General features: G+C 72.1%; 18 protein-coding genes. 6 read left to right on the forward strand and 12 right to left on the reverse strand.

The window, feature by feature from the left end; all coding sequences use genetic code 11:
* Window positions 1-126: 126 nt before the first annotated feature.
* The 3 genes from WMF31_RS32705 (at window position 127) to WMF31_RS32715 (ending at window position 3,368) form a co-directional block, all read left to right on the forward strand.
* The gene (locus WMF31_RS32705; RefSeq protein ID WP_436605701.1) at window positions 127-378 is read left to right on the forward strand and encodes a hypothetical protein; all 252 of its coding nucleotides are present in this window, start codon (window positions 127-129) and stop codon (window positions 376-378) included.
* 250 nt (window positions 379-628) lie between these two features.
* Window positions 629-1,447, forward strand: a complete 819-nt coding sequence (thiD, locus tag WMF31_RS32710; RefSeq protein WP_436605702.1) for a bifunctional hydroxymethylpyrimidine kinase/phosphomethylpyrimidine kinase — start codon at window positions 629-631, stop codon at window positions 1,445-1,447.
* Between the two features lie 232 nt (window positions 1,448-1,679).
* A complete protein-coding gene (locus WMF31_RS32715) occupies window positions 1,680-3,368 on the forward strand; it encodes a protein kinase domain-containing protein (protein WP_436605703.1) in 1,689 nt (562 codons plus the stop codon).
* A gap of 206 nt (window positions 3,369-3,574) precedes the next feature.
* Here WMF31_RS32715 and WMF31_RS32720 read toward each other — a convergent pair whose 3' ends face one another.
* The 7 genes from WMF31_RS32720 to WMF31_RS32750 form a co-directional block, all read right to left on the reverse strand.
* The gene (locus WMF31_RS32720) at window positions 3,575-4,120 is read right to left on the reverse strand and encodes a hypothetical protein (RefSeq protein WP_436605704.1); all 546 of its coding nucleotides are present in this window, start codon (window positions 4,118-4,120) and stop codon (window positions 3,575-3,577) included.
* A 401-nt stretch (window positions 4,121-4,521) separates the two neighbouring features.
* Window positions 4,522-5,094: a hypothetical protein gene (locus WMF31_RS32725; protein WP_436605705.1), complete on the reverse strand. Its 573-nt coding sequence runs from the start codon at window positions 5,092-5,094 to the stop codon at window positions 4,522-4,524.
* A 321-nt stretch (window positions 5,095-5,415) separates the two neighbouring features.
* On the reverse strand, window positions 5,416-6,747 hold the full coding sequence (locus WMF31_RS32730; protein ID WP_436605706.1) for a tolB protein: 1,332 nt from the start codon (window positions 6,745-6,747) through the stop codon (window positions 5,416-5,418).
* Complete coding sequence (locus WMF31_RS32735; protein WP_129345349.1) at window positions 6,738-7,598, reverse strand: energy transducer TonB; 861 nt, start codon at window positions 7,596-7,598, stop codon at window positions 6,738-6,740. The genes WMF31_RS32730 and WMF31_RS32735 overlap by 10 nt, the downstream gene beginning before the upstream one ends.
* Window positions 7,595-8,068 carry a biopolymer transporter ExbD gene (locus WMF31_RS32740; RefSeq protein ID WP_436605707.1) on the reverse strand — a complete coding sequence of 158 codons (474 nt, stop codon included), beginning with the start codon at window positions 8,066-8,068 and terminating at the stop codon, window positions 7,595-7,597. The genes WMF31_RS32735 and WMF31_RS32740 overlap by 4 nt, the downstream gene beginning before the upstream one ends.
* Window positions 8,069-8,083: 15 nt before the next feature.
* Complete coding sequence (locus tag WMF31_RS32745; RefSeq protein ID WP_436605708.1) at window positions 8,084-8,827, reverse strand: MotA/TolQ/ExbB proton channel family protein; 744 nt, start codon at window positions 8,825-8,827, stop codon at window positions 8,084-8,086.
* A gap of 131 nt (window positions 8,828-8,958) precedes the next feature.
* Window positions 8,959-9,504 carry an OmpA family protein gene (locus tag WMF31_RS32750; protein ID WP_436605709.1) on the reverse strand — a complete coding sequence of 182 codons (546 nt, stop codon included), beginning with the start codon at window positions 9,502-9,504 and terminating at the stop codon, window positions 8,959-8,961.
* A 418-nt stretch (window positions 9,505-9,922) separates the two neighbouring features.
* Here WMF31_RS32750 and WMF31_RS32755 point away from each other — a divergent pair, with 418 nt between their 5' ends.
* Complete coding sequence (locus tag WMF31_RS32755; protein WP_436605710.1) at window positions 9,923-10,999, forward strand: hypothetical protein; 1,077 nt, start codon at window positions 9,923-9,925, stop codon at window positions 10,997-10,999.
* A 43-nt stretch (window positions 11,000-11,042) separates the two neighbouring features.
* Here the strand turns inward: WMF31_RS32755 and WMF31_RS32760 are convergent, their stop codons facing one another.
* Window positions 11,043-12,128, reverse strand: a complete 1,086-nt coding sequence (locus WMF31_RS32760; protein WP_436605711.1) for a hypothetical protein — start codon at window positions 12,126-12,128, stop codon at window positions 11,043-11,045.
* A 383-nt stretch (window positions 12,129-12,511) separates the two neighbouring features.
* Between WMF31_RS32760 and WMF31_RS32765 the strand changes: the two genes are divergently transcribed.
* A complete protein-coding gene (locus WMF31_RS32765) occupies window positions 12,512-12,946 on the forward strand; it encodes a DUF6918 family protein (protein ID WP_436605712.1) in 435 nt (144 codons plus the stop codon).
* 197 nt (window positions 12,947-13,143) lie between these two features.
* Here WMF31_RS32765 and WMF31_RS32770 read toward each other — a convergent pair whose 3' ends face one another.
* The 3 genes from WMF31_RS32770 to WMF31_RS32780 all read right to left on the reverse strand — a co-directional run bounded on the left by WMF31_RS32770 (window position 13,144) and on the right by WMF31_RS32780 (window position 17,197).
* Window positions 13,144-14,460, reverse strand: coding sequence for a hypothetical protein (locus WMF31_RS32770; protein ID WP_436605713.1), 1,317 nt, complete (start codon window positions 14,458-14,460; stop codon window positions 13,144-13,146).
* A 10-nt stretch (window positions 14,461-14,470) separates the two neighbouring features.
* Window positions 14,471-16,558: an elongation factor G gene (fusA, locus tag WMF31_RS32775; RefSeq protein WP_436605714.1), complete on the reverse strand. Its 2,088-nt coding sequence runs from the start codon at window positions 16,556-16,558 to the stop codon at window positions 14,471-14,473.
* A 171-nt stretch (window positions 16,559-16,729) separates the two neighbouring features.
* Window positions 16,730-17,197 (reverse strand): Tudor-knot domain-containing protein, encoded by a 468-nt coding sequence (locus WMF31_RS32780; protein WP_436605715.1) that lies wholly within the window; start codon window positions 17,195-17,197, stop codon window positions 16,730-16,732.
* A 252-nt stretch (window positions 17,198-17,449) separates the two neighbouring features.
* On the opposite strand from WMF31_RS32780, the gene WMF31_RS32785 reads away from it, so the two are divergent.
* On the forward strand, window positions 17,450-17,950 hold the full coding sequence (locus WMF31_RS32785; protein WP_436605716.1) for a YchJ family protein: 501 nt from the start codon (window positions 17,450-17,452) through the stop codon (window positions 17,948-17,950).
* A gap of 151 nt (window positions 17,951-18,101) precedes the next feature.
* On the opposite strand, the gene WMF31_RS32790 is transcribed toward WMF31_RS32785, so the two are convergent.
* On the reverse strand, window positions 18,102-19,295 hold the full coding sequence (locus WMF31_RS32790) for a patatin-like phospholipase family protein (protein WP_436605717.1): 1,194 nt from the start codon (window positions 19,293-19,295) through the stop codon (window positions 18,102-18,104).
* Between the last annotated feature and the right edge of the window lie 2 nt (window positions 19,296-19,297).

The raw sequence follows: 19,297 nt of genomic DNA on the forward strand, positions 1-19,297 counted from the left end.
TGGCGCAGCGCCCGCCGGCGCATGGGTCATGGACATCGCGCTCGCGCCGTCCGCCCGCCCCCAGTCCGGGCTGCTTTGCGCCCCCACCCCCCTCGACGCGCGTCAGGACCATTCTACACTGGCCACGTGACCGCCCAGACGAGCGCGCCTTCGATGCCCTATCGCAACCACACCACATCCGGGCTGCCCCAGTGCCCCTGCGGACACGGCCGCGATCACTACATGGTGAGCGCCGAAGCGGAGTACCGCCTCCTGGGCTACATCCAGCTTGCGTTCGGGATCTCGGCCCGGCCGACGAAGGTAAAATACAGGTGTCGGCGCTGCGACACGGTGTTCGCGGCCACGACGGATCCCGCGATCCTCGACAAGCATTACTGAAGCGAGGCGCCGACGCGATCTCGCGCCCATCCCCGGATGCGTCGGCGCGCGAGCAGGCGAGCCCGGCCAGCGTCCTCCGCCGGTCGATGAGCGGCCTCGCGCCCCGCTCGACGACCCCTCGCGATCCGTCGCGTTTCAGGACACCCTGCGCCCTCGCCATGTGCCCCCCTCGCAGCTCGCCCATCCCTCCCCCGGCGGCCGCGCCGCGCGACGGCCGGCCGCTCACCGCGGCCCGCCGCCGGAGCGCGCCATGAACGGCCGCGTCCTCATCGTCGCCGGGTCCGACTCCGGCGGCGGCGCCGGCATCCAGGCGGACCTCAAGGCGGTCACCGCGCTCGACGCGTACGGCGCGACGGCGATCACCGCGCTCACGGCCCAGAACACGCGCGGCGTGGCCGCCGTGCTCCCGGTGCCGCCCGACTTCATCCGCCGCCAGATGGAGCTCGTGCTGGACGACATCGGCGCGGACGCGATCAAGACCGGCATGCTGCACTCGGCCGAGGTCATCGAGGAGGTCGCGCGCGTCTACGATCGGCTCGGCCGCGGCGCGCCGCTCGTGGTCGATCCCGTGATGGTCGCCAAGGGCGGCGCGCGGCTCCTCCAGCCCGACGCCGAGGGCGCCCTGCGCGACCGGCTCCTGCCCCGCGCCGCGCTGCTCACGCCGAACATCCCCGAGGCCGAGGCGCTGACCGGCGCGGTCATCGACAGCGTGGACGCCATGCGCCGCGCCGCCGCGCGGCTGCTCTCCATGGGCCCGCGCGCCGTGCTGCTGAAGGGAGGCCACCTCCCCGGCGCGACCGTCGTCGACGTCCTCTGCGTGGCCCCCGAGCCCGGGGCGCAAGGGGGCGAGCGGCTGTTCGAGGACGCGCGCATCGAGACGCGCGCCACCCACGGCACAGGCTGCACGCTGGCCTCGGCGATCGCGGCCGGCCTCGCCCAGGGCCTCGCCCTCACCCCCGCCATCGCGCGCGCGCGCCGCTACCTCCGCGAGGCCATGCGCGCCGCGCCCGGGCTGGGCCACGGCCACGGCCCGCTCAACCACGCCCACACGGCGCGGCCGTTCCCCTGAACGGCGGGCGGCGGGGCGACGCGCCGCGCGGATCGCCGCGTCCGGCGCGGCGCGCGCCGCCGGCCGGGCCGCGGTCCCCCGGCGCGAGAGGCGCCGGCCCGGGCGCCCCGTGCAACGACTCGTTGCGCCCGGGGCTCGAATGGACGACCCTGCGCGCAGTCCATGCCGCGTGTCGGCGCGTCAGCGCCGCGCCGGCCCGGAGCTCTTCCTCACCCTTCGTGCGCCCGTGGCCGTGACCAAAGAACCCCTCCCTCCCATCGACGTCGGAACGGTCATCAGCGACCGGTACGAGGTCCTGAAGAGCATCGGCAAAGGCGGCATGGGCGAGGTGTTCTTGGCCTTCGATCGCCTGACCCAGCAGCAGGTGGCGCTCAAGGTGGTGCCCGAGGCCTCCGCGATGCCCGGCGATGACGAGGCGCTGCGGCAGGAGGTGATCCTGGCCCAGAAGGCGCGCCACCCGAACGTCTGCCGCGTGCACGACCTCGCGCCGAGCCCGTGGGGGCCCATCCTCGTGATGGAGTACATCCCCGGGCAGACGCTCCACAACCACATCCGCAACAAGCGCAAGGCGTCCTGCGGGTTCACGGCCGACGAGTTCCGCAAGATCTCGACCGACATCTGCGCGGGGCTCGCCGCCATCCACCAGCAGGGGCTCGTGCACGGCGACCTGAAGCCCGGCAACGTGATGGTCGCCGAGGATCGCGCCGTCATCCTCGACTTCGGCTTCGCGAAGGAGCGCGCGCGCGCGGCCGTGCGCAAGCCGGGCGCGCCGCCTGACGGGGGCACCCCCCATTACATGTCGCCGGAGCGGCTGCGCAACGGCGGCGCGAGCCCGGAGGACGACGTCTACGCCGCGGCGCTGACGCTCTGGGAGATGTGGACCTGCCGCGTCCCCGAGCCCGGCTACAAGCCGCGGCTCAAGACGATGAAGCAGCAGATCACCTTCGACGTGCCTGCCGCGCTCACCAACGACGAGATCCGGCAGATCTTCCGCGCGCTGAACCCGGACCCGCAGATGCGCCCGCAGGCGCGGCACATGCGGTTCTTCAACCCGACGCAGACCACGACCGCGCCGATCCAGCTGCCGCGCGAGCGCATCGATCCCGGCCCGGCGCCCGGCCGGGCGATCAAGACGCAGTTCACCCCCGGCGCGCAGTCGCTGCTCATCACCTACGCCACGAACGCGCCCGAGAGCGTCGCCACCCTGTTCCCCTTGCTGAAGCCGGTGCTCTCGATCGGGCGCCGCAGCGATCAGGATCTCGTCCTGGCCGAGGCGACCGTCTCCGGCTCGCACGCGCTGCTCCGGTGGCAGACGGGCTCGTGGCTCATCGAGGACCTGAACAGCACGAACGGCACGTACGCGGATTTCCCCTTCGAGCGCAAGGCCCAGGTCTCGCTGTTCCACGGCGGCGAGGTGCAGCTCGGCGAGTGCCGCCTCATGGCGGTGACGTTCGGCCCGGACTCCCCGCACCACGACAAGGCGAGGCGCTACCTCGCGCGGCGCGACGGCCTCACGGGACTGCTCGTGCGCGAGCACCTGATGAAGGCCATCGACGAGGACGGCTTCTTCGCCGAGTGGGCGGAGGTGCCGATGCAGATCGCGCGCTTCGAGCTGCGCGGCCAGAACGGCCTCGTGAGCCTGCGGCCGACGATCCTCGAGATGCTCGCGCTGCGCAAGGCCGCGCTCCAGGTCGTCGACCTGACCCAGACGCTGCTGCTGAGCCTGACGCCGGCAGCGGCCGGGCGCACCGGCCCGCTCACGTTCGTCGTCTCCATCGTGGGGCCGAACCTGGACGAGGCGCAGCACGTGGTCGAGCAGGTCGTCGCGCAGGTCCAGAGCACGCTGCCCGAGACCCTCGAGCTGACCGCCACGCTCGTGAAGTGCGAGCCCGGCCGCCCCGCGCGCACGCTGATCGATTGAAGGCTGCGCGCTGCGCGGTCTGCGGGCCCATCACGCCGCGGGCCCATCACGCAACCGCAGGCCCATCATGTCGCGTGGCCCAGCACGCCGCGGGCCCATCACGTAGCCGCGGGCATGCCGGCCGCAGCGCGCGCGACGGGCGGCCACGGCATGTCCCCGCGCCTGGCCGGCCGCAGCGCGCTTCTGCGCCTCGCCGGCCGCAGCGTCTACTGGGGCGATCCGCCGCAGGCCTCGCCCGGGGCAGGGGCGCGATCCAGCACCACCTCGCCGGCCGACTTCCGCACGTCGATCTCCCCCTGCCAGACGAGCTTCGCGCTGCCCTGCGCGTCGACCACGTCGCGCAGCAGGCGCACGTAGACCTTGCCCGGGGAGACCTCGGGGATCGACACCGCGAAATCGAACGCGCAGACCGAGTCGCACCTCCGGTTGGCCGCCTCGGGCTCGTCCCTCTCGGTGATCTCGTAGACGCTGTCGATCCGCTCCACGTGCATCGCACGCTGCCCGCAACAGTTGAGCAGGAGCCGGCTGTCCGCCAGCGTCAGGGCGCTGCTCGACGCGTCGTAGCGCCAGCGCAGCACCTCGGCGGAGCAGTAGCTCTCATCCCTCTCGGAGGCGAGCCGTCGCTCCGGATCCACGAATCCGCCAGCCTCGCTCACGATCCCCGCGTGCGCCGGCTCGGTCTCCAGGCAACCCCCCAGCAGGAGCAGCGACCCCACGGCTGCAAGCGCCGTACAAACCCCCACGTACTTCATGGCCCTTGATTCTTTCTCGCTGTGCCGCCCGGCTGCTGAAGGTCCGCGTAAGACGGTGAACTGGGGCTTCAACAGGGGCACCCGACACATCTCCGCAGCGTTGACTCTCCGAGGTGACTCCACGCTGGAGCATGGGCCACGTGCACGCCGCACCCTGGCGCAGCTGCACGCACATGGAGGATATAGGTTCTCCATTCCTGGCTGTCCAGGTGTATCGTGGCAGAATTCGCTCCGTTATCCGACCTTGCACGTCGTGGTCGGCCCATCTGCTCCCCTGCCCTTCCTCCCGGAGCCTCCCCGCGTCCTCCCGCGTCGCGCCGGGACTCAGACCAGGACAGCCGTCCTCTCCCGTCCACCTGGCGCCGCCATCCGGAGCACGGCCGGCCCCCGTCGTTCTCTGCTCACCTGGCGGCGACGGTCGTGTTGCGACGACGTGACGAGCTTCGTGCCTGGCAACCGGCATCGGCGGGTGTGCTGTCGAGGACGATCGCGCCCGCGGTCTCGCCGAGATCGAGGGTGCCGCTCCAGACCACGGACGGGCTGCCCTGCTGATCGACCACGTCCCGAAGCAGCTTCACGTAGACCTCGCCCCGGGGGACGTCGTGCACCCCGACCGAGAGGTCGAAGGCGCACTGCTCGAGGCAGCGCCCCCCGGCGCTGTCCGGCTCGTCCCGCTCGGTGATCTCGTAGAGGCTGTCGATCCTCTCGACATGGATCGCGCGCTTCCCGCAGCAGTCGAGCATCAGGCGGGCGTCCGCGAGCCGGAGCGTCGCCGCGGGCTCGTCGTAGTGCCACCGCAGCACCTCGGCGCTGCAGTAGCCCGCGTCCTCCGCCGCGGCGAGCCGGTGCTCCGGGTTCCGGAAGCCGCCCTGCTCGCTGATCCTCGCCTCCTGGATCGCCGCTGCCGAGCTGCATCCTCCGGCGCACAGGGCCCCCGCGATCGCGAATGCGGTCCAGACGCGGCTCGACATCATGCTCCTCTCCATATTTCGGGTTCTCTGGCGGGTCAGGGCCGCCCGCTGCAAATGGCCCGCCAGCCCAGGCCTGAGCAGTCCGGAGGCTAACCGCGACCCAGGTGACGGGCCAAACAAGCGGGAACCGCGCGCACGCGCCCCCCGCGACCTCCGCGCTCCGTGTCGACCCACGGGGGCGCGCAGGAAGTGCCCACCTTGGACGTGCCAGGACAGAAGAAGTTGCCGGCGAGAGGGCATCCCTCGACCGGCCGCAGCGCGAACGGCCGGCTCGACGCGGCGCGCCGCGTGTCCGGGGGGCGCCTGGACACGCCCTCGCTCGCGTCAGTTCTTCGACTCGACGGCCTTGCCGGGCGGCAGAGGATCCCAGCGCAGCGAGTCGCCGAGCAGGTTGGAGATGCGCTTCGGGCGCTGGCCGTCGACGCGCATGATGTAGAGCCCCGGCCCCTCCCCGGAGGTGCGCGTGGAGAAGAACGCCACGAGCCGTCCATCCGGGCTGCAGGCGGGGTACCCGTTCCTGCCCTGGTTCTGGGTCAGCCGCGCGAGGCCGCCGCCCGTCTCCCCTGAAACGACCAGGTCGGTGTTCTTGCCGACGCCGACGGCATAGACCGCCTTCACGCCGTCGGGGTGGTTGCAGAAGGTCGGCGCCGACGCGAAGAGCCCTTCCGGGGAGATCGGCTTGCCGCCCACGTAGATGCGCTGCCCGTACCGGCCCTCGCCGGAGAAGGCGAGCTTGCCGGTCGGCGTGAACACCGGATGCAGCGCCATCCCCACGTCGGACGCCGGCTTGACGCTCTGGAAATCGGGGCCGGAGAACAGCTTGATCGTGGACCCCACCCCGATGCTGAGCGCCACCTGGGAGCGATCCTTCGAGAACGCGATCCCGTAGACCGACCCCTTCACCGGGAGCGAGAGCGGACCGCCCGTCGGCGTGAAGATCTTGTACTCGTCGCCCTTCACGCTCGCCGCGTAATAGAGCTGCTCGTTCTTGCCAAAGGCGGGGGCGATGGCGGTCTGCTCGGGCGGAGAGACGGCCTTCGCGTCGTGGCCGTCCGCGTCGATGGTGAAGACGCGGCGCAGCGAGCCCGAGCCCGAGGCGAACGTCATGTGGCTGGCGAAACCGCCGTTCTGGCCGGTGAGGGCGCCGATGAGCTGATCGGCCACCCGGTGCGACTCGAAGCGCACGTCGCGCAGGGGCACGATGAACTTCTTGTCGAACACCGGGGCCTGGCCGCGGTTCACCAGGAACGCCTGGCCGACGAGCTCGGCCTTGTCGGGGCCGATCTTCTTGCCGCGCACGCTCACGACGGCCTCGACCCCCTTGGCGGACCACGCCTTCACGTCCACCGGGCTGTCGGAGAGGTACAGGCCCTCGGGCGCGGCGCTGTCGGGCAGCACCTCGAACTCGCCGCAGAGCTCGAGATCGCGCCGGACCACGCTGTGGATCGTCACGTCCTCGAAGTCGGACACGAGCGACGGCAAGACGCCGATCTTCGGGAGCGGGCGCGACGCGCCGGCGACGACCGTGATGTGGCCGAGCAGCTCGTCGGGGTTGGGCGGCGCCGTGGAGGCCGGCGCCTGGGCGGGAGCGGAGGGGGCGGCGAGCGCGGCGGCGAGGAGCGCCAGCGCGCCGAGGGCTGATTGAGCTAGTCGCATGTGTTCTCCCTACAGACGAACGTGACGCTGACCTGCTTCTGACCCAGATCGGGATAGTTCTCGGGCGGCGGCGGCAGCGACTGCCCCTTCGCGCTCTCGAGCGTCGCGCGCGCGGCGGCGTCGAAGACGGGGTTCCCGCTGGGCGTCAGCGTGTAGCTCACCATCTGCCCTTCGGACAGCACGATCACCGCGCGCGGCTTGTGCTTCGTGAGCTCCTCGGGCGGGAGCCCCGAGCCGCTCACGCGGAACCTGCTCGAGAACCAGCCCGCGATGCGGGCGAGGTAGAGGTCCACCGCGCGCGCCTTGAGGGGATCGGCCTCGGTCCCCTCGGCCACGCCGTCCTGGTGGCCCTCCTGGTCGACGTTGGCGACCGGACCCGCGTCGACGGTCGGCTCGAGCTCGGTGTCGACCTGCTTCGCGATCTCGGCGTCGGGCGGCGGCGGCTCGGTGCCCGCGTCGGCGACCTTGACCTCCGGGGGCGGGATGTCCTCCACGGTCTTGCTCGCCTTCGGCGACACGAACGCCTTCTGCTCGACGCGCGGCTTGGGCGTCTGGCGCACCCACCGGTCGGGCAGCTTCATCTTGTCCCGCTTGCCGCCCAGCTTGAGCAGCGGCGTCTCCATGTCGAGCACCGGGACGACCTTCACCGGGACGCTCGGCCCCTTGTCGATCTCGGGCGCGGCCGCGGGGACGGAGAGATCCGCCAGGCTCACGGCGACGGCGGCGCCCGCCTGCACGCCGACCGCCACCGCCACGGCGATCGCGATGTCCCGGGGGCGGAAGTCGCTCCTCGGCCGGCGCTGGGCCGACGGCTGCCTCGGTCCGGGCGCGCGCGCCGCGGCCGTGCTCAAGGCGCCTTCCCGCCGGGCCGCGGCGGCTCCGCCCCCTTCGCCTCGCCCTCCTGCTCGAGCTCCGGCTGGACGAGGAGGTTCAGCCCCTCCACCCCGGCGGCCCGCGCGGCGGCGACCACGCGCGCCACGGCGCCGTAGCGGGCCTCCTTGTCGGCCCGGATGTAGAGCTCCTTCTCCTTCTGCACGCGCGCGTTCGACGCGAGCACGCCCTCGATGTCGGCCGTCGCGTCGTCCTCACCGAAGAGGATCTTCTCCTCCTTCGTGACGGTCACGACGAGCTTCGTGTCCTTCGTCGGCGCCTCCTCCGCGGCGACGTTGGGCAGCTCGACCCGCAGCCCCGCCGTGAGCAGCGGGGCGGTGACCATGAACACCACGAGGAGCACGAGCATCACGTCCACGAGCGGGGTGACGTTGATGTCGCTGAACCCGCCGCCGCGCCGCCTGCGCCCTCCGCCGACCGACATGCCCATGACCGGCCCGCCCCCTCAGCCGCCCGGCATCACCGGCGTGGGCCGGTCGCTGGTCCGCTGGTGGAGCGCCAGCGGGATCGTCTCCTGCATGCCGCGGGAGGAGAGCGACGCGATCTCCACCCAGCCCTCGCTCGCGGCCTCGAGCGCCGCGAGCAGGTCGTCGATGCGCTTGTTGAGCGCGTTGTAGGCGATGACGGCGGGGATCGCGGCGAACAGCCCGATCGCGGTCGCGATGAGCGCCTCGCCGATCGCCGGGGCGACGACGGGCAGCGACGCGCTCTTCTGCTGACCGATGCGGAGGAACGCGTCCATGATCCCGTAGACGGTGCCGAACAGGCCGATGAACGGCGACGCCGACGCGATCGACGAGAGGGTCGGCATGAGCGAGCTCGCCCGCTGCGTCTCGGTCACGATCGCCCGCTTCGCGATGGAGTCGAGGAGCTTGCTGGTCCCGACCCGCCGGCTGAGCTCCAGCACGACGCGGGCGCCCGGCGCGTCCGCGTGCCGCTGGGCGAGCGCGAACAGCTGATCCGAGGAGTGGGCGTGCGCCGACTCCTGCTCGAACCTCGCCTGCATGGAGGAGAGCCGCGCCAGCTGGAGGACCTTGAGCACGGCGATCACCCACACGAGGACCGCCGCGAAGACCAGCGACCAGACGACCACGAAGACAGGACCGGAAGCGTGGAGGACCAGGGAGACGGGATCGAGCTTGATCGGGACCGCCGTCGCCGCCTCGGGGGCGCTCTGCAGGAAGGCCATATCGATCTCTTCGGTCAGGGGCCCGCGCGCGCGGGCCCCCTTCAGTGCGGTTCACGACCGCGGCCCCACCCTTTCCTGGAGGCGCTGGCCGTGGCCGTCTCTTCACATCGCCGAGCGACGCCGCGCGCCGCTCACTCGGCCAGCAGGATGTCCACCTTCCGGTCGCGCGCCCAGCCCTCTTCGTCCGTGCCGGTCGCCTCGAACTCGCCCTTCGACGAGGTCGCGATGCGCCCCTGCTCGAGGCCCTTCGTGGCGAGGTACTCCGCGACGCTACCGGCGCGCTTCTGCCCGAGGCCCAGGTTGTACTCCGTCTCGCCCCGCGGATCGGCGTGGCCGATGAGCTTCAGCCCCTTGCCCTTGAGCGGACCCGAGACGAAGCAGCGCGCGAGCGCGTCGAGCGCGCTCGCCGCCTCGCCCTCGATGGCCGTCGAGTCGAACGCGAACCGGGCCGTCGGCAGATCGCCGCACGCCTTCAGGATCTTGTCGTCGATGCGGATGGATCCGCTCGTCGGCTTCGCGGTGTCCTGCTTCGGCGCGGGCGCAGCGGGCTGCGCCACCGGAGGGGGCGTCACGTCGCCGGCGGTCTGCGCCGGCGGCTGCGGATCGGAGCCGCATCCGGCCGCGAGGGCCACGAGCGACGCCGACACCACGAGGATCAACGCGGGCTGTTTTGTCATGGGCATGCCGTTACCACGCCGGGGAGCCCGTTGCAGCATTTTGAGCGGCCTCCTGCGAGCCCGCGCGCCCTCCCGCCGAGCATTCCTGTAAAGTACCGTCGAGGATCCGCGCGATCCGGGCTCGCAACCGGTTGGAGCACCAACGATCTGCCCCGCCGCGCGCCTCCCGGGCCGGGGTCGCCGCGGGCGCTCCCTCGTCGGCCGCGGAGCTCGCGCCCGGCGCCTCCGGCGCGGCGGGGGCAGCGGATCGCCGCGCGGCGACGCCGGCGCGGACGGCTCCGGCGGGCGGCGGCGGCGCCGATCCTGCGGAGGCCACCGCGCCCGGGGGCGCCCAGGCCCTGCCCGGGCGCATTCTTGCTCGCACGCCATGCGGCTCGATGCCGCCGTCCTCCCCCGGAGAAGCGGCTATCCTGCCGGCATGATGGGCTTTCGTGGACTTACGATCGCGGCGCTCGTGTGCCTCTCGGCGTGCAGCGTCCAGGAGCGTGACTTCCAGGGCGCGGGCGGCGCGGGCGGCTCGGGCGGCACCGACGGCGGGACGACGACCGACGCATCCAGCACCACGGGCACGGGCACCAGCACCAGCACCAGCACGAGCGCGACCGGCGGTTGCGCGCCGGTCGAGGGCTGCTTCGACGGCGTCGATGACGACTGCGACGGCTTCACGGACTGCGCGGATCCGGACTGTGCGGAAGGCGCTGTCTGCGTGCGGGCCCCGGTGAACTTCGAGCTCGGCGTCGTGGTGGGGGAGGCCGAGCCGTGCCCTGACGGCTTCACCGCGGACGAGACGCTCCTCTTCCGCGGGCTCTCCGGCAGCGGGTGCGAGGGCTGCGGCTGTACGCCGAACCCCACCGGCTGCGCGGTCGACCTCTACCTCTACGCCAGCCAGTCGCAGTGCGAGGGCGACGACGCCCTGGCGCTCGGCACGCGCGCGGCGCCGATCGGGTTCGAGTGCGACGGGACGCCGATCAACAACGGGGCCGTCGAGTGGGGCGGCGCGCGCGCGGGCCTCTTCGACGTCATCCAGACCTGCACTGTGACCGGCACGGCGATCCCCGGGCCGGCGGAGTGGGCCGAGTCCAGGAAGTTCTGCCGCGCCACCAGCGTGGGCGAGGGCTGCGGCGCCGGCGAGGCCTGCGTGCCGAGGCAGGCGCCGGCCACGCAGTGCGCGCTCGTGTCGGGCAGCGCCACGTGCAGCGGGTACGCGCGGCGCGAGAGCGACTGGTTCCAGGGCTACCGCGACACCCGCACGTGCTCGTCCTGCTCCTGCACCGCGAGCGGAGGCGACTGCAACAACGTGCGGGTCCAGCTCGGCAACGACTATTCCTGCTCGAGGCACGCCTCGATCGGCCAGGGCTCGCGGTACTGCGGGTACGCGTACTCGCCGCCGGCTTACCTCGTCGGCGAGCCGACCCCCTCGAGGTGCACCACGCGCACGACGCTGAGCGGCTCGCTCGATCCGACGGGCCAGTCGACGCTCTGCTGCGTCGAGTAGCGGCACGGGCGAGCCACGGCGTCGAGGCGCGCCGCCTCGCGCGTCACTCCTCCTTGCCGCCTCGCGGCCGCGGCCGCGCGCCCTTGTCGGGGGGCGGTGTGTCGGCCACCGCGGCGGCCATCGCTTCGGCGAGCGACATCGGCGGCGCGGGTCGCGGCGCCTGCGCTTGCTCGGGCGGTGGGATCGGTGGACGCGCGGGCCGCGAGCGCTCTCCGCCCGCGGAGAGCGCGCGTCCGCCTGCTGTCGCAGCACGCGGACGCGGCGCCGCGCCGGTCTCGCGAGGTCGGGCCTGGCTCTCGGCGGCCGCTCTGGCCGACGTCCCGGACGCGCGCGGCGCTGCGCCCCTGCGCGGGGTGGCCTCGCGCGGCGCCGCGCCCTCGCGCGATGCGCTCACGGCGCGCGCGACCTCCCCGGCCCGGGAAACGCCGCGCCGCGCGGCGTGCTGCAGGGCGGCCTCGGGCGCGCGCGACCTCTGGACGGCGACCAGCGCGAGCGTGACCGCGATCGCGGCGGTGCCGGCCACGGAGGCGGCGGCGATCGCACGCAGGCGGGCGCGCGGCCGCCCACGACGCGGCGTCGCGACAGGCGCGAGCGTGTCGTGGGCGAGCGGCACGTCGCTCGCGCTCGGTGGCGCCTGGATCGCGAGCAGCGGAGCCGTCGCCACCGGATCGGCCACCAGCACCGCCGGATCGGCCACCAGCACCGCCGGATCGGCGGCCAGCGCCGCCGGATCGGCCACCAGCACCGCCGGATCGGCGGCCAGCGCCGCCGGATCGGCCGCCGGCGTGACGCCCGCGGTCTTCGCGGCGGGAAGCGTCGCGAGGAACGACTTCAGCGCCAGCGACCGGAGATCCATGATCGTGGGATCATCGTCGTCCCGCAGCACCGGCGGCGGGCTCGATCGCCGGAGCGGCGGAGGGGGTGGTCGACTCGCCCGCTCCTCGACGCGCGCCGGCGGCGGAGGGGGTGGTCGACTCGCCCGCTCCTCGACGCGCGCCGGCGGCGCGGCAGCGCCCGTCGCCTGCACGCGCAGCGCAGCGCCGCAAGCGCAGCGCGCGACCGCGCCCCCGCCGCACGCATCACCTGAAACTGTGGAGACGATCCCGCAGCCTTCGCAGTAAACGTCCATGATCCCCCCCACAGGCCCCGCCACGCGCTGCGACGAGAGCCCGTCACCCGGCAAATGTGACACGTCTTACACTTGAGTATGGCGTGCCTGAGATGGCCGCGCACCGGGTCGCGGCGAGGGCGCTCCGATGAAATCTGAGCAAACGACAGCACCGCATTGCCATCCTGGAGGACCGAGGGGGCGGGAACGCCGTCCAGGACCGAAGAATTCTCGGCGGGCGCTTGCGATGCCTGCCCATGGACCGCTGTGGTAAGAGCCGCGCTTCGATGTGGTCGGAGCGGGCCGCTGGTCCGCCCGAGGTGGTCGGGGCTCCCTCTCGGGGGTCACGCTGACATGGGTTGGGGAGCCGTCTCCGGTCCCCGATGCGCCCGGAGGAATCGAGAATGGGTCTCAGCGAAGCGCTGAACGATGCGAGCAAGAAGCCCCAGGTCGTCGCCGACTGTTGCAAGCTGGTCGACGAGGAGGTGGCGTCGAAGAGCGGGCTCTCCGGCCTCGCCGTCAAGGCGGGCTACGCGGCCGTCAAGGGGATCAAGCCCGGCTTCATCGCCCAGGTGGTCGAGAAGTTGTTGCCCGAGTTCGCCCAGAAACTCGACCCGATCTGGAGCGAGGCGACCAGGAGCGGGAACCCGAGCGCTCACCTGATCTCGAACCGCTCGCAGGTCGCCGATGCGCTCCTCAGCGTGACCGACGAGAAGGCGAAGGCGTCGTCGAGCGGCGTGGTGCGCGGCACCTACGAGAAGCTGCGCGGCTCGGCGAAGAAGAACGTCGAGGACGCCGTCCCCCGCCTCGCTCAGCTCATCCAGAAGCACGCGTCCTGAGCCGCCCGCCACGGCGCGCCCGCGCGCGGCGCGGGCGCTGCTGCGCTCAGGGGCGGAGCAGCGCTCGGCAGCAGCACGCGGACGCGCAGCAGCGCGCCGTGGCGCCCCGCAGCGGAGGCGCCTCGCGCTCAGGAAAGACAGCCTGGGAAAGGGGGGAGACAGCCCGGGAAGGAGGGGGAGCGCGCCGCGGGGCTCGCTCAGCCGGGCTCGCCGAAGCTCCGCGCGAAGAGATCGCGGATCGCCTCGCGGCCGCTGTCGTTGAGGTCCTGCGTGCCGATGCCGGCGAAGTTCTCGCTGGTGATGCACGGCATCCGGGCGATCTCCCAGGCCGAGCCGCTCCAGCGGAACCAGCCGCGCTTCTCCTGATCGAAGACGAACAGCGGCTTCTTCCAGAGGCGCGCGAGCTCGGCGCCCCAGCCGGTGCCGCCGCGCACGGTGCCGTCCTCCTGGAGCGTCCCCACCACGAACACCTGGCTGGACGCGTTGATCTGGTGCCAGATCGTCTGGAGGATGTTGCGCACGAGCGGGATCTCGCTCAGCACGCGGCCGAGGCGGCGCGACACGTAGACGAGGCTGAAATCGCCCTTGCGCAGCTCGTCGTCCCCGAGCACGACGACACCCCGCTGGCGCTCGAGGAGCCGGTGCCCCTCGAAGCTGTAGTTCATCTCCTGCAGCCCCCACCGCTCGGCGCACGCGCCGAACTCGGCCTCGGCCCCCTTGGCGCCGCCCGAGTGCAGGCGGAAGCGCCGCGGGTCCTTCGGCCGCTCCGAAGGGGGACGCACGTCCTCGTCGATGACCCGCATCGAGTGAGGATCGAGGCGCAGGTGCAGGTCGGCGAGATCCTTGTTGTCGTGGTCCTTCAGGAGCCGCAGGCGCACCACGTCGCGCTCCGGCTGCAGGTAGACGACCACGCCGAGGTGGCGCTCGATCTTCTCCAGCGCCGCCGGCAGCTTGCCCGGAGCGACCGCCTCGTCCACCTGGGCCGCGACCCAGACCTCGGCGGAGCGCTCCTTCGCGAGGCGCCCGAGCGCCTCCATCGCCTCCTCCGACGCGAGCGCCACGTCGAAGCCGTCGACGATGATCACGTCGGGCTCGAAGTGCGCGACGTTCCGCGCGAACGCCACGGTCTCGAGCATCTTCTCGACCCACAGCCGCGCCGCCTTCTCGGGCGCGTCGGGCGACGCCTTCACGTGCCCGAGGTGCGAGTAGATCTGACGGTGCCGCTCGACCTCGAGCCGGACGGCCTCCGGCTCCTCCAGCCGCATCGCCTGCGCGAGGTCGTGGAAGATCTCGTCGTAGTACGCGCGGACGTGATCGACCGCGTTCTCGTGCGAGATGTGCAGGACCTTGCGATCCCGCAGCAGATCGTCGAGCGCGATCTGCACGAGCAACGCCGTCTTGCCCACCCCGGGCCGCGCCACGACGACGCCGACGTTGCCGCGGCCCAGCCCGCCATGCATCGACCCCTCGAAGACCCGCATCGGGCTCCGCTCGTTCACCTCTTTGCGGTACATGCCGAACCCCTCACTTGGCCTTCTTGGCCTGCTCTTCCCGGTACTTCTTGATGAGCTCCTCGCCGAGGGCTGCCGGAAGCGGAGCATAGCGCGAGAACTCCATGGTGAACTCGGCTTTGCCCTGGGTCGCGGAGCGCAGGACGGTCGAGAAGCCGAACATCTCCGAGAGGGGCACCTCGGCCTCGACGCGGCAGAACCCGTCCGCCTCGGTTGAACCGATGATGATGCCGCGCCGCTGCATGAGGATGCCGACGACGCCGCCCTGGAACTCGCTCGGCCCCTCGACGGCGACCTTCATCAGCGGCTCCAGGATCTGCGGGCCGGCCTTGGGGTACGCCTCGCGCCAGGCGCCGCGCGCGGCCTCCTGGAAGGCGATGTCGGAGGAGTCGACCGAGTGTGCCGCGCCGTCGTTCAGGGTGACCGAGACGCCGGTGACGGGCGCGCCGATGAGCTGCCCCTTGGCGAGCATCGACTGGAACCCCTTGTCGACGGCCGGGATGAACTCGCGCGGGACGGCCCCGCCGACGACCTGATCGTCGAACCGGTACGGCGCCTCCGACCACGGCTCGATGAAGCCGCCGACCTTGCCGTACTGGCCGGAGCCGCCGGTCTGCTTCTTGTGCGTGTAGTTGAAGTCGACGCGGCGCGTGATGGTCTCGCGGTACGCGACCCGCGGCGGGCTCGTGATGACCTCCGCCGAGTACTCGCGCTTCATGCGCTCGATGTAGACGTCCAGGTGGAGCTCACCCATCCCCTGGATGACCGTCTCGCCGCTCTCCGGATCCGCCCCGACGCGGAAGGTCGGGTCCTCCTTGGTGAAGCGGCGCAGCGCCTTCGACATGTTCGCCTGGGACTTGTTGTCCTTGGGCGTCACCGTCAGCGAGATGACCGGCTCGGGCACGTGCATCGACGTCATCGCGACGCTCAGGCCGCCGTCCGTGAACGTGTCGCCCGAGTTGCAGTCGATGCCGAAGAGCGCGACGATGTCGCCCGCGCTCGCGCCCTCGATGTCCTCCATCTCGTCCGCGTGCATGCGGACGAGCCGGCCGACCTTGTGCCGCTTGCCCGTGCGGGTGTTCGTGATCTCCTTCCCGCGCGTCAGGGTGCCCTGGTAGATGCGGATGTACGTGAGCTGACCGAAGCGGCCGTCCTCGAGCTTGAACGCGAGCATCACGAGCGGCGCCTCCGGGTCGCTCGACAGGACGACCTCGGCCTCGTCCTTCTCGAGATCGACGGCCTTGTTCGCGATGTCGGCCGGCGTCGGGAGGAAGCGGGTCACCGCGTCGAGCAGGAGCTGCACGCCCTTGTTCTTGTAGGCCGAGCCCATCATCACGGGGACGATCTGGAGCTTCACGGTCGCCGCGCGGATCGTGCTGTACAGCAGCTCCTCGGTGACGCGCTCCTCGAGGATCGCCTCGGTGAGCTCGTCGGAGTGCATCGAGAGCGCGTCGAGCATCTCCTCGCGCGCGACCTTCACCTCGTCCTCCATCCCGGCCGGGATCTCGCCGACGATGATCTTCTCGCCGTTCGCCCCCTCGAACCGGAACGACTTGAGCGTGACGAGGTCGACGACCCCCTCGAACTTGTCCTCCAGCCCGATCGGGAGCTGCAGGAGCACCGGGTTCAGGTTGAGCTTCTCGCGGAGCTGCGCGCGGACGCGCAGCGGGTTCGCGCCGGCGCGATCGCACTTGTTCACGAACGCGATGCGCGGCACGCCGTAGCGGCGCATCTGGCGGTCGACGGTGAGCGACTGGCTCTGCACGCCCGCGACCGAGCACAGGACCAGGATCGCCCCGTCGAGCACGCGCATCGCGCGCTCGACCTCGATCGTGAAGTCGACGTGCCCGGGCGTGTCGATCACGTTGATCTGGTGCCCGTTCCAGAAGCAGTGCGTCGCGGCGGACTGGATGGTGATCCCGCGCTCGCGCTCGAGGTCCATCGAGTCCATCGTCGCGCCGACGCCGTCCTTGCCCTTGACGTCGTGGATGGCGTGAATTCGCTTGGTGTAGAAGAGGATGCGCTCGGTCAGCGTTGTCTTGCCCGAATCGATGTGGGCGCTGATCCCGATGTTGCGCAGCTTGGACAGATCGCTGATCACAGAAGGCTCCCCGCCGCGTACCCGTGAGGGCGTGCCCGTGGAGGGCGTGCGGCACGCGTCAACGCCGGGCGGGCGCGCTCTTGCGCTCTCCCGGTCACAAATTCGGCGCGGCTCTTAATTCGATGCCCGGCCCAGCGCCAGGGGTAAAATGACGGTTCGTGAGAATTTCAACTACTTGGCCTGAATCCTGGACAGCCCGACCGTCTCGTCCCACTCCGGTCCGTAGCCGTCGTAGTGGATGCGGTAGCGCTCCTGCCCGACGATGCCGGTGATGACCGCCGGGTAGATGTGCCCGTGCCACTCGACGCGCACCCGGTCGCCGATCTTGTGGACGTTGGTCTGCGACGCCTTCAGCCCCTTGCTCCGAACCTTCGCCGGCGGCTCCGGGTGGACGACGTTGCCCTCCACGAAGCCGCGGATCCGTTCCCGGGAGACGACTTCATCCCAGATGTCGTCGTACCCCTGGTAGTGGACCTTGTACTTCGTCGGACCTGCGACCTCGATGACCTCGGCGGGGTAGACGTTCCCCTCCCAGCTCACGAGGACCTGGTCCCCGATGGCGTACCGTCGCTTGCAGCCCCCCAGAACCAGGGCAAGGGCCAGGAGGAGGACCGCCGCGTATTTGCGCGCTGCGGGCATACCTGTCCGCCCGCCTTACCGTCCCCTCCTGCGTCCTGCAAGAGGCTTCGCGCCCGGGCGCTTGGACACCGCGGCCCGCGCCGGGGGGTGAAGCCCGTGGGGTGCGCCCCGGAGGGGCTGGAGGGCAGGCGAGCCACCGAAGGGGCTCGCCGGAACGCAAGCCACGGAGGGGCGCACCCCACGGGCCCCACCCCCGGCGCGGGCCGCCGCGCGGGCGCTGCGCGGCGGCGCGAACCCGTGTACACCACGGCCATGGCCCGAGACGTTCACCCTGGCAGGGGCAGCCTCGCCCGCCTCTGTCCGTGCGGCTCGGGGCGCTCGTACCGCGCGTGCTGCGCCCCCTGCCACCTGGGACACCGCGAGGCGCCCGACGCCGTCTCGTTGATGCGATCCAGGTACGCCGCGTTCGCGGTCGGTGACGCCGCGTACCTCTTCCGGACGCTGCACATGGGCCACGCGGACCGGGGGCGCGACAGGGACGAGCTCCTCCGCGAGCTCAAGGCGACGATCCGCCGCCACCGGTACCGGGGCCTGAAGATCCTCGACAGCGTCGAGAACGGCGGCACCGCGTCGGTCCTGTTCCTCGCCCGGCTCTTCGAGGCCGGCGCGGATCGCTCGTTCGTCGAGCTCTCCGACTTCCTCCACGACGGCGAGGGCTGGCGCTATCTCCACGGCATCGCGCTCCCCCGGGCCCGCATCGGCGTCCCGCCCGAGGACCTGACGATCGCCCGCTTCTCGTCGCTCCTCGGCTGACCGCGGGCGCTGCCCCCCCGCGGCCGGGTGGTGGCCTCGTTTGGGGGGCTCACCTCCGGGGCTTGCGTTCCGGCGGGCCTATTTTGTGGCTCGCCTGCACTCCAGCCCCTCCGGTGAGCCCCCCAAACGAGGCCACCACCCGGCCGCGCCCTCACCCGGCCGGCGCGCCCGAGGCGCGGGCCTCGTGCCACCCCATCGCCTCGACCACGGCGCGGTTCTTCTCCATCCACACCGCGATGCGCTCGCGCGTCGTGCGGTACGCGTACTCCAGGATGGCCCGCCGCGCCCGCAGGTTGGCGGGGTTGTGCAGGAACAGCAGCGCGTCGTTCGGCGCGGGCTCGAGCACGAGGACCTGCATCTTCCCCTCGGCGAGCGTCCGCCCCACGTCCTGGTGGAGCCGCGCGTGCGCGCCGATCCGCATCGCCTGGTTGAAGATCCAGAGCATCCCCTTGTCGCGCACGCTCTCGCGCACACCGTGCCCGGTCGGGACCGGGCGGTGCGCGGTGGAGACCGGCACGAGCGGGCTCACGACGATCGTGAGCTCCGCCCCGGCGGCCTGCGCGAGATCGAGGTGCGCCACGTGCCCGAGGCCGCCGTCGAGGTAGTGGCGGTGGTCGACGCGGACCGGCGAGAAGAACAGCGGGAGCGCGAGCGACGCCGCGCAGGCGAGCGACACGGGGACGTCGTCGAACCCCTCGGCGCCGAACACCACGCGCTCGCCCGAGTCGAGATCGTGCGTCGGGATGCGCAGCGTCCGCGGCATCGCTCGGAACGAGTTCGGGATGCCGCGCCGCAGGAAGAACTCGGCGAGGAACCGCTCGTAGCGGTCGAGCTTGAACAGGCCCGCGGGGAGCGAGTCGTTGAAGCGATCGAGCTGCTCGAGCACGTATTGCTGCGTCGGGGCGTTCGGGGCCGCGTCGCCCCGGGTCGTGAGCCGGACGATCGCATGGCGGAGCGCGACCACGCTCGTGGTGAGCGCGCGCCGCCACTCGCCGACGTCGATGCAGAGCAGGTGGCCGCGCTCCAGCGGGAAGAAGTTGTCGACCGGGTCGAGCAGGGCGCGGTAGAGCCGCTCGATGGGGATGCCGCCGGCGAGGGCCGCGGCCACCGCGGCGCCGCTGCCGTGCCCGAGGTAGAGCGAGAAGCTCTGGTTGTCGATCCCGTCGACCCCGTCCTCGAGCGCCGCGAGCGCGCCGATCTGGTAGAGCGCGCCCGTCAGGCCGCCCCCGGGCAGGCAGAGGCTGACGCGGGCCCGCCCCGGCCCGTCCTGGGGGGCGCGTCCCTCGCCGTTCGCCCCGGCGTCGTGGGGGGGGCGGCCCTCGCCGTCCCCTGCTGCGTCGTGCATGG

The sequence above is a fragment of the Sorangium sp. So ce1036 genome (assembly GCF_051369805.1).
GTDB lineage: Bacteria > Myxococcota_A > Polyangia > Polyangiales > Polyangiaceae > Sorangium > Sorangium cellulosum_F.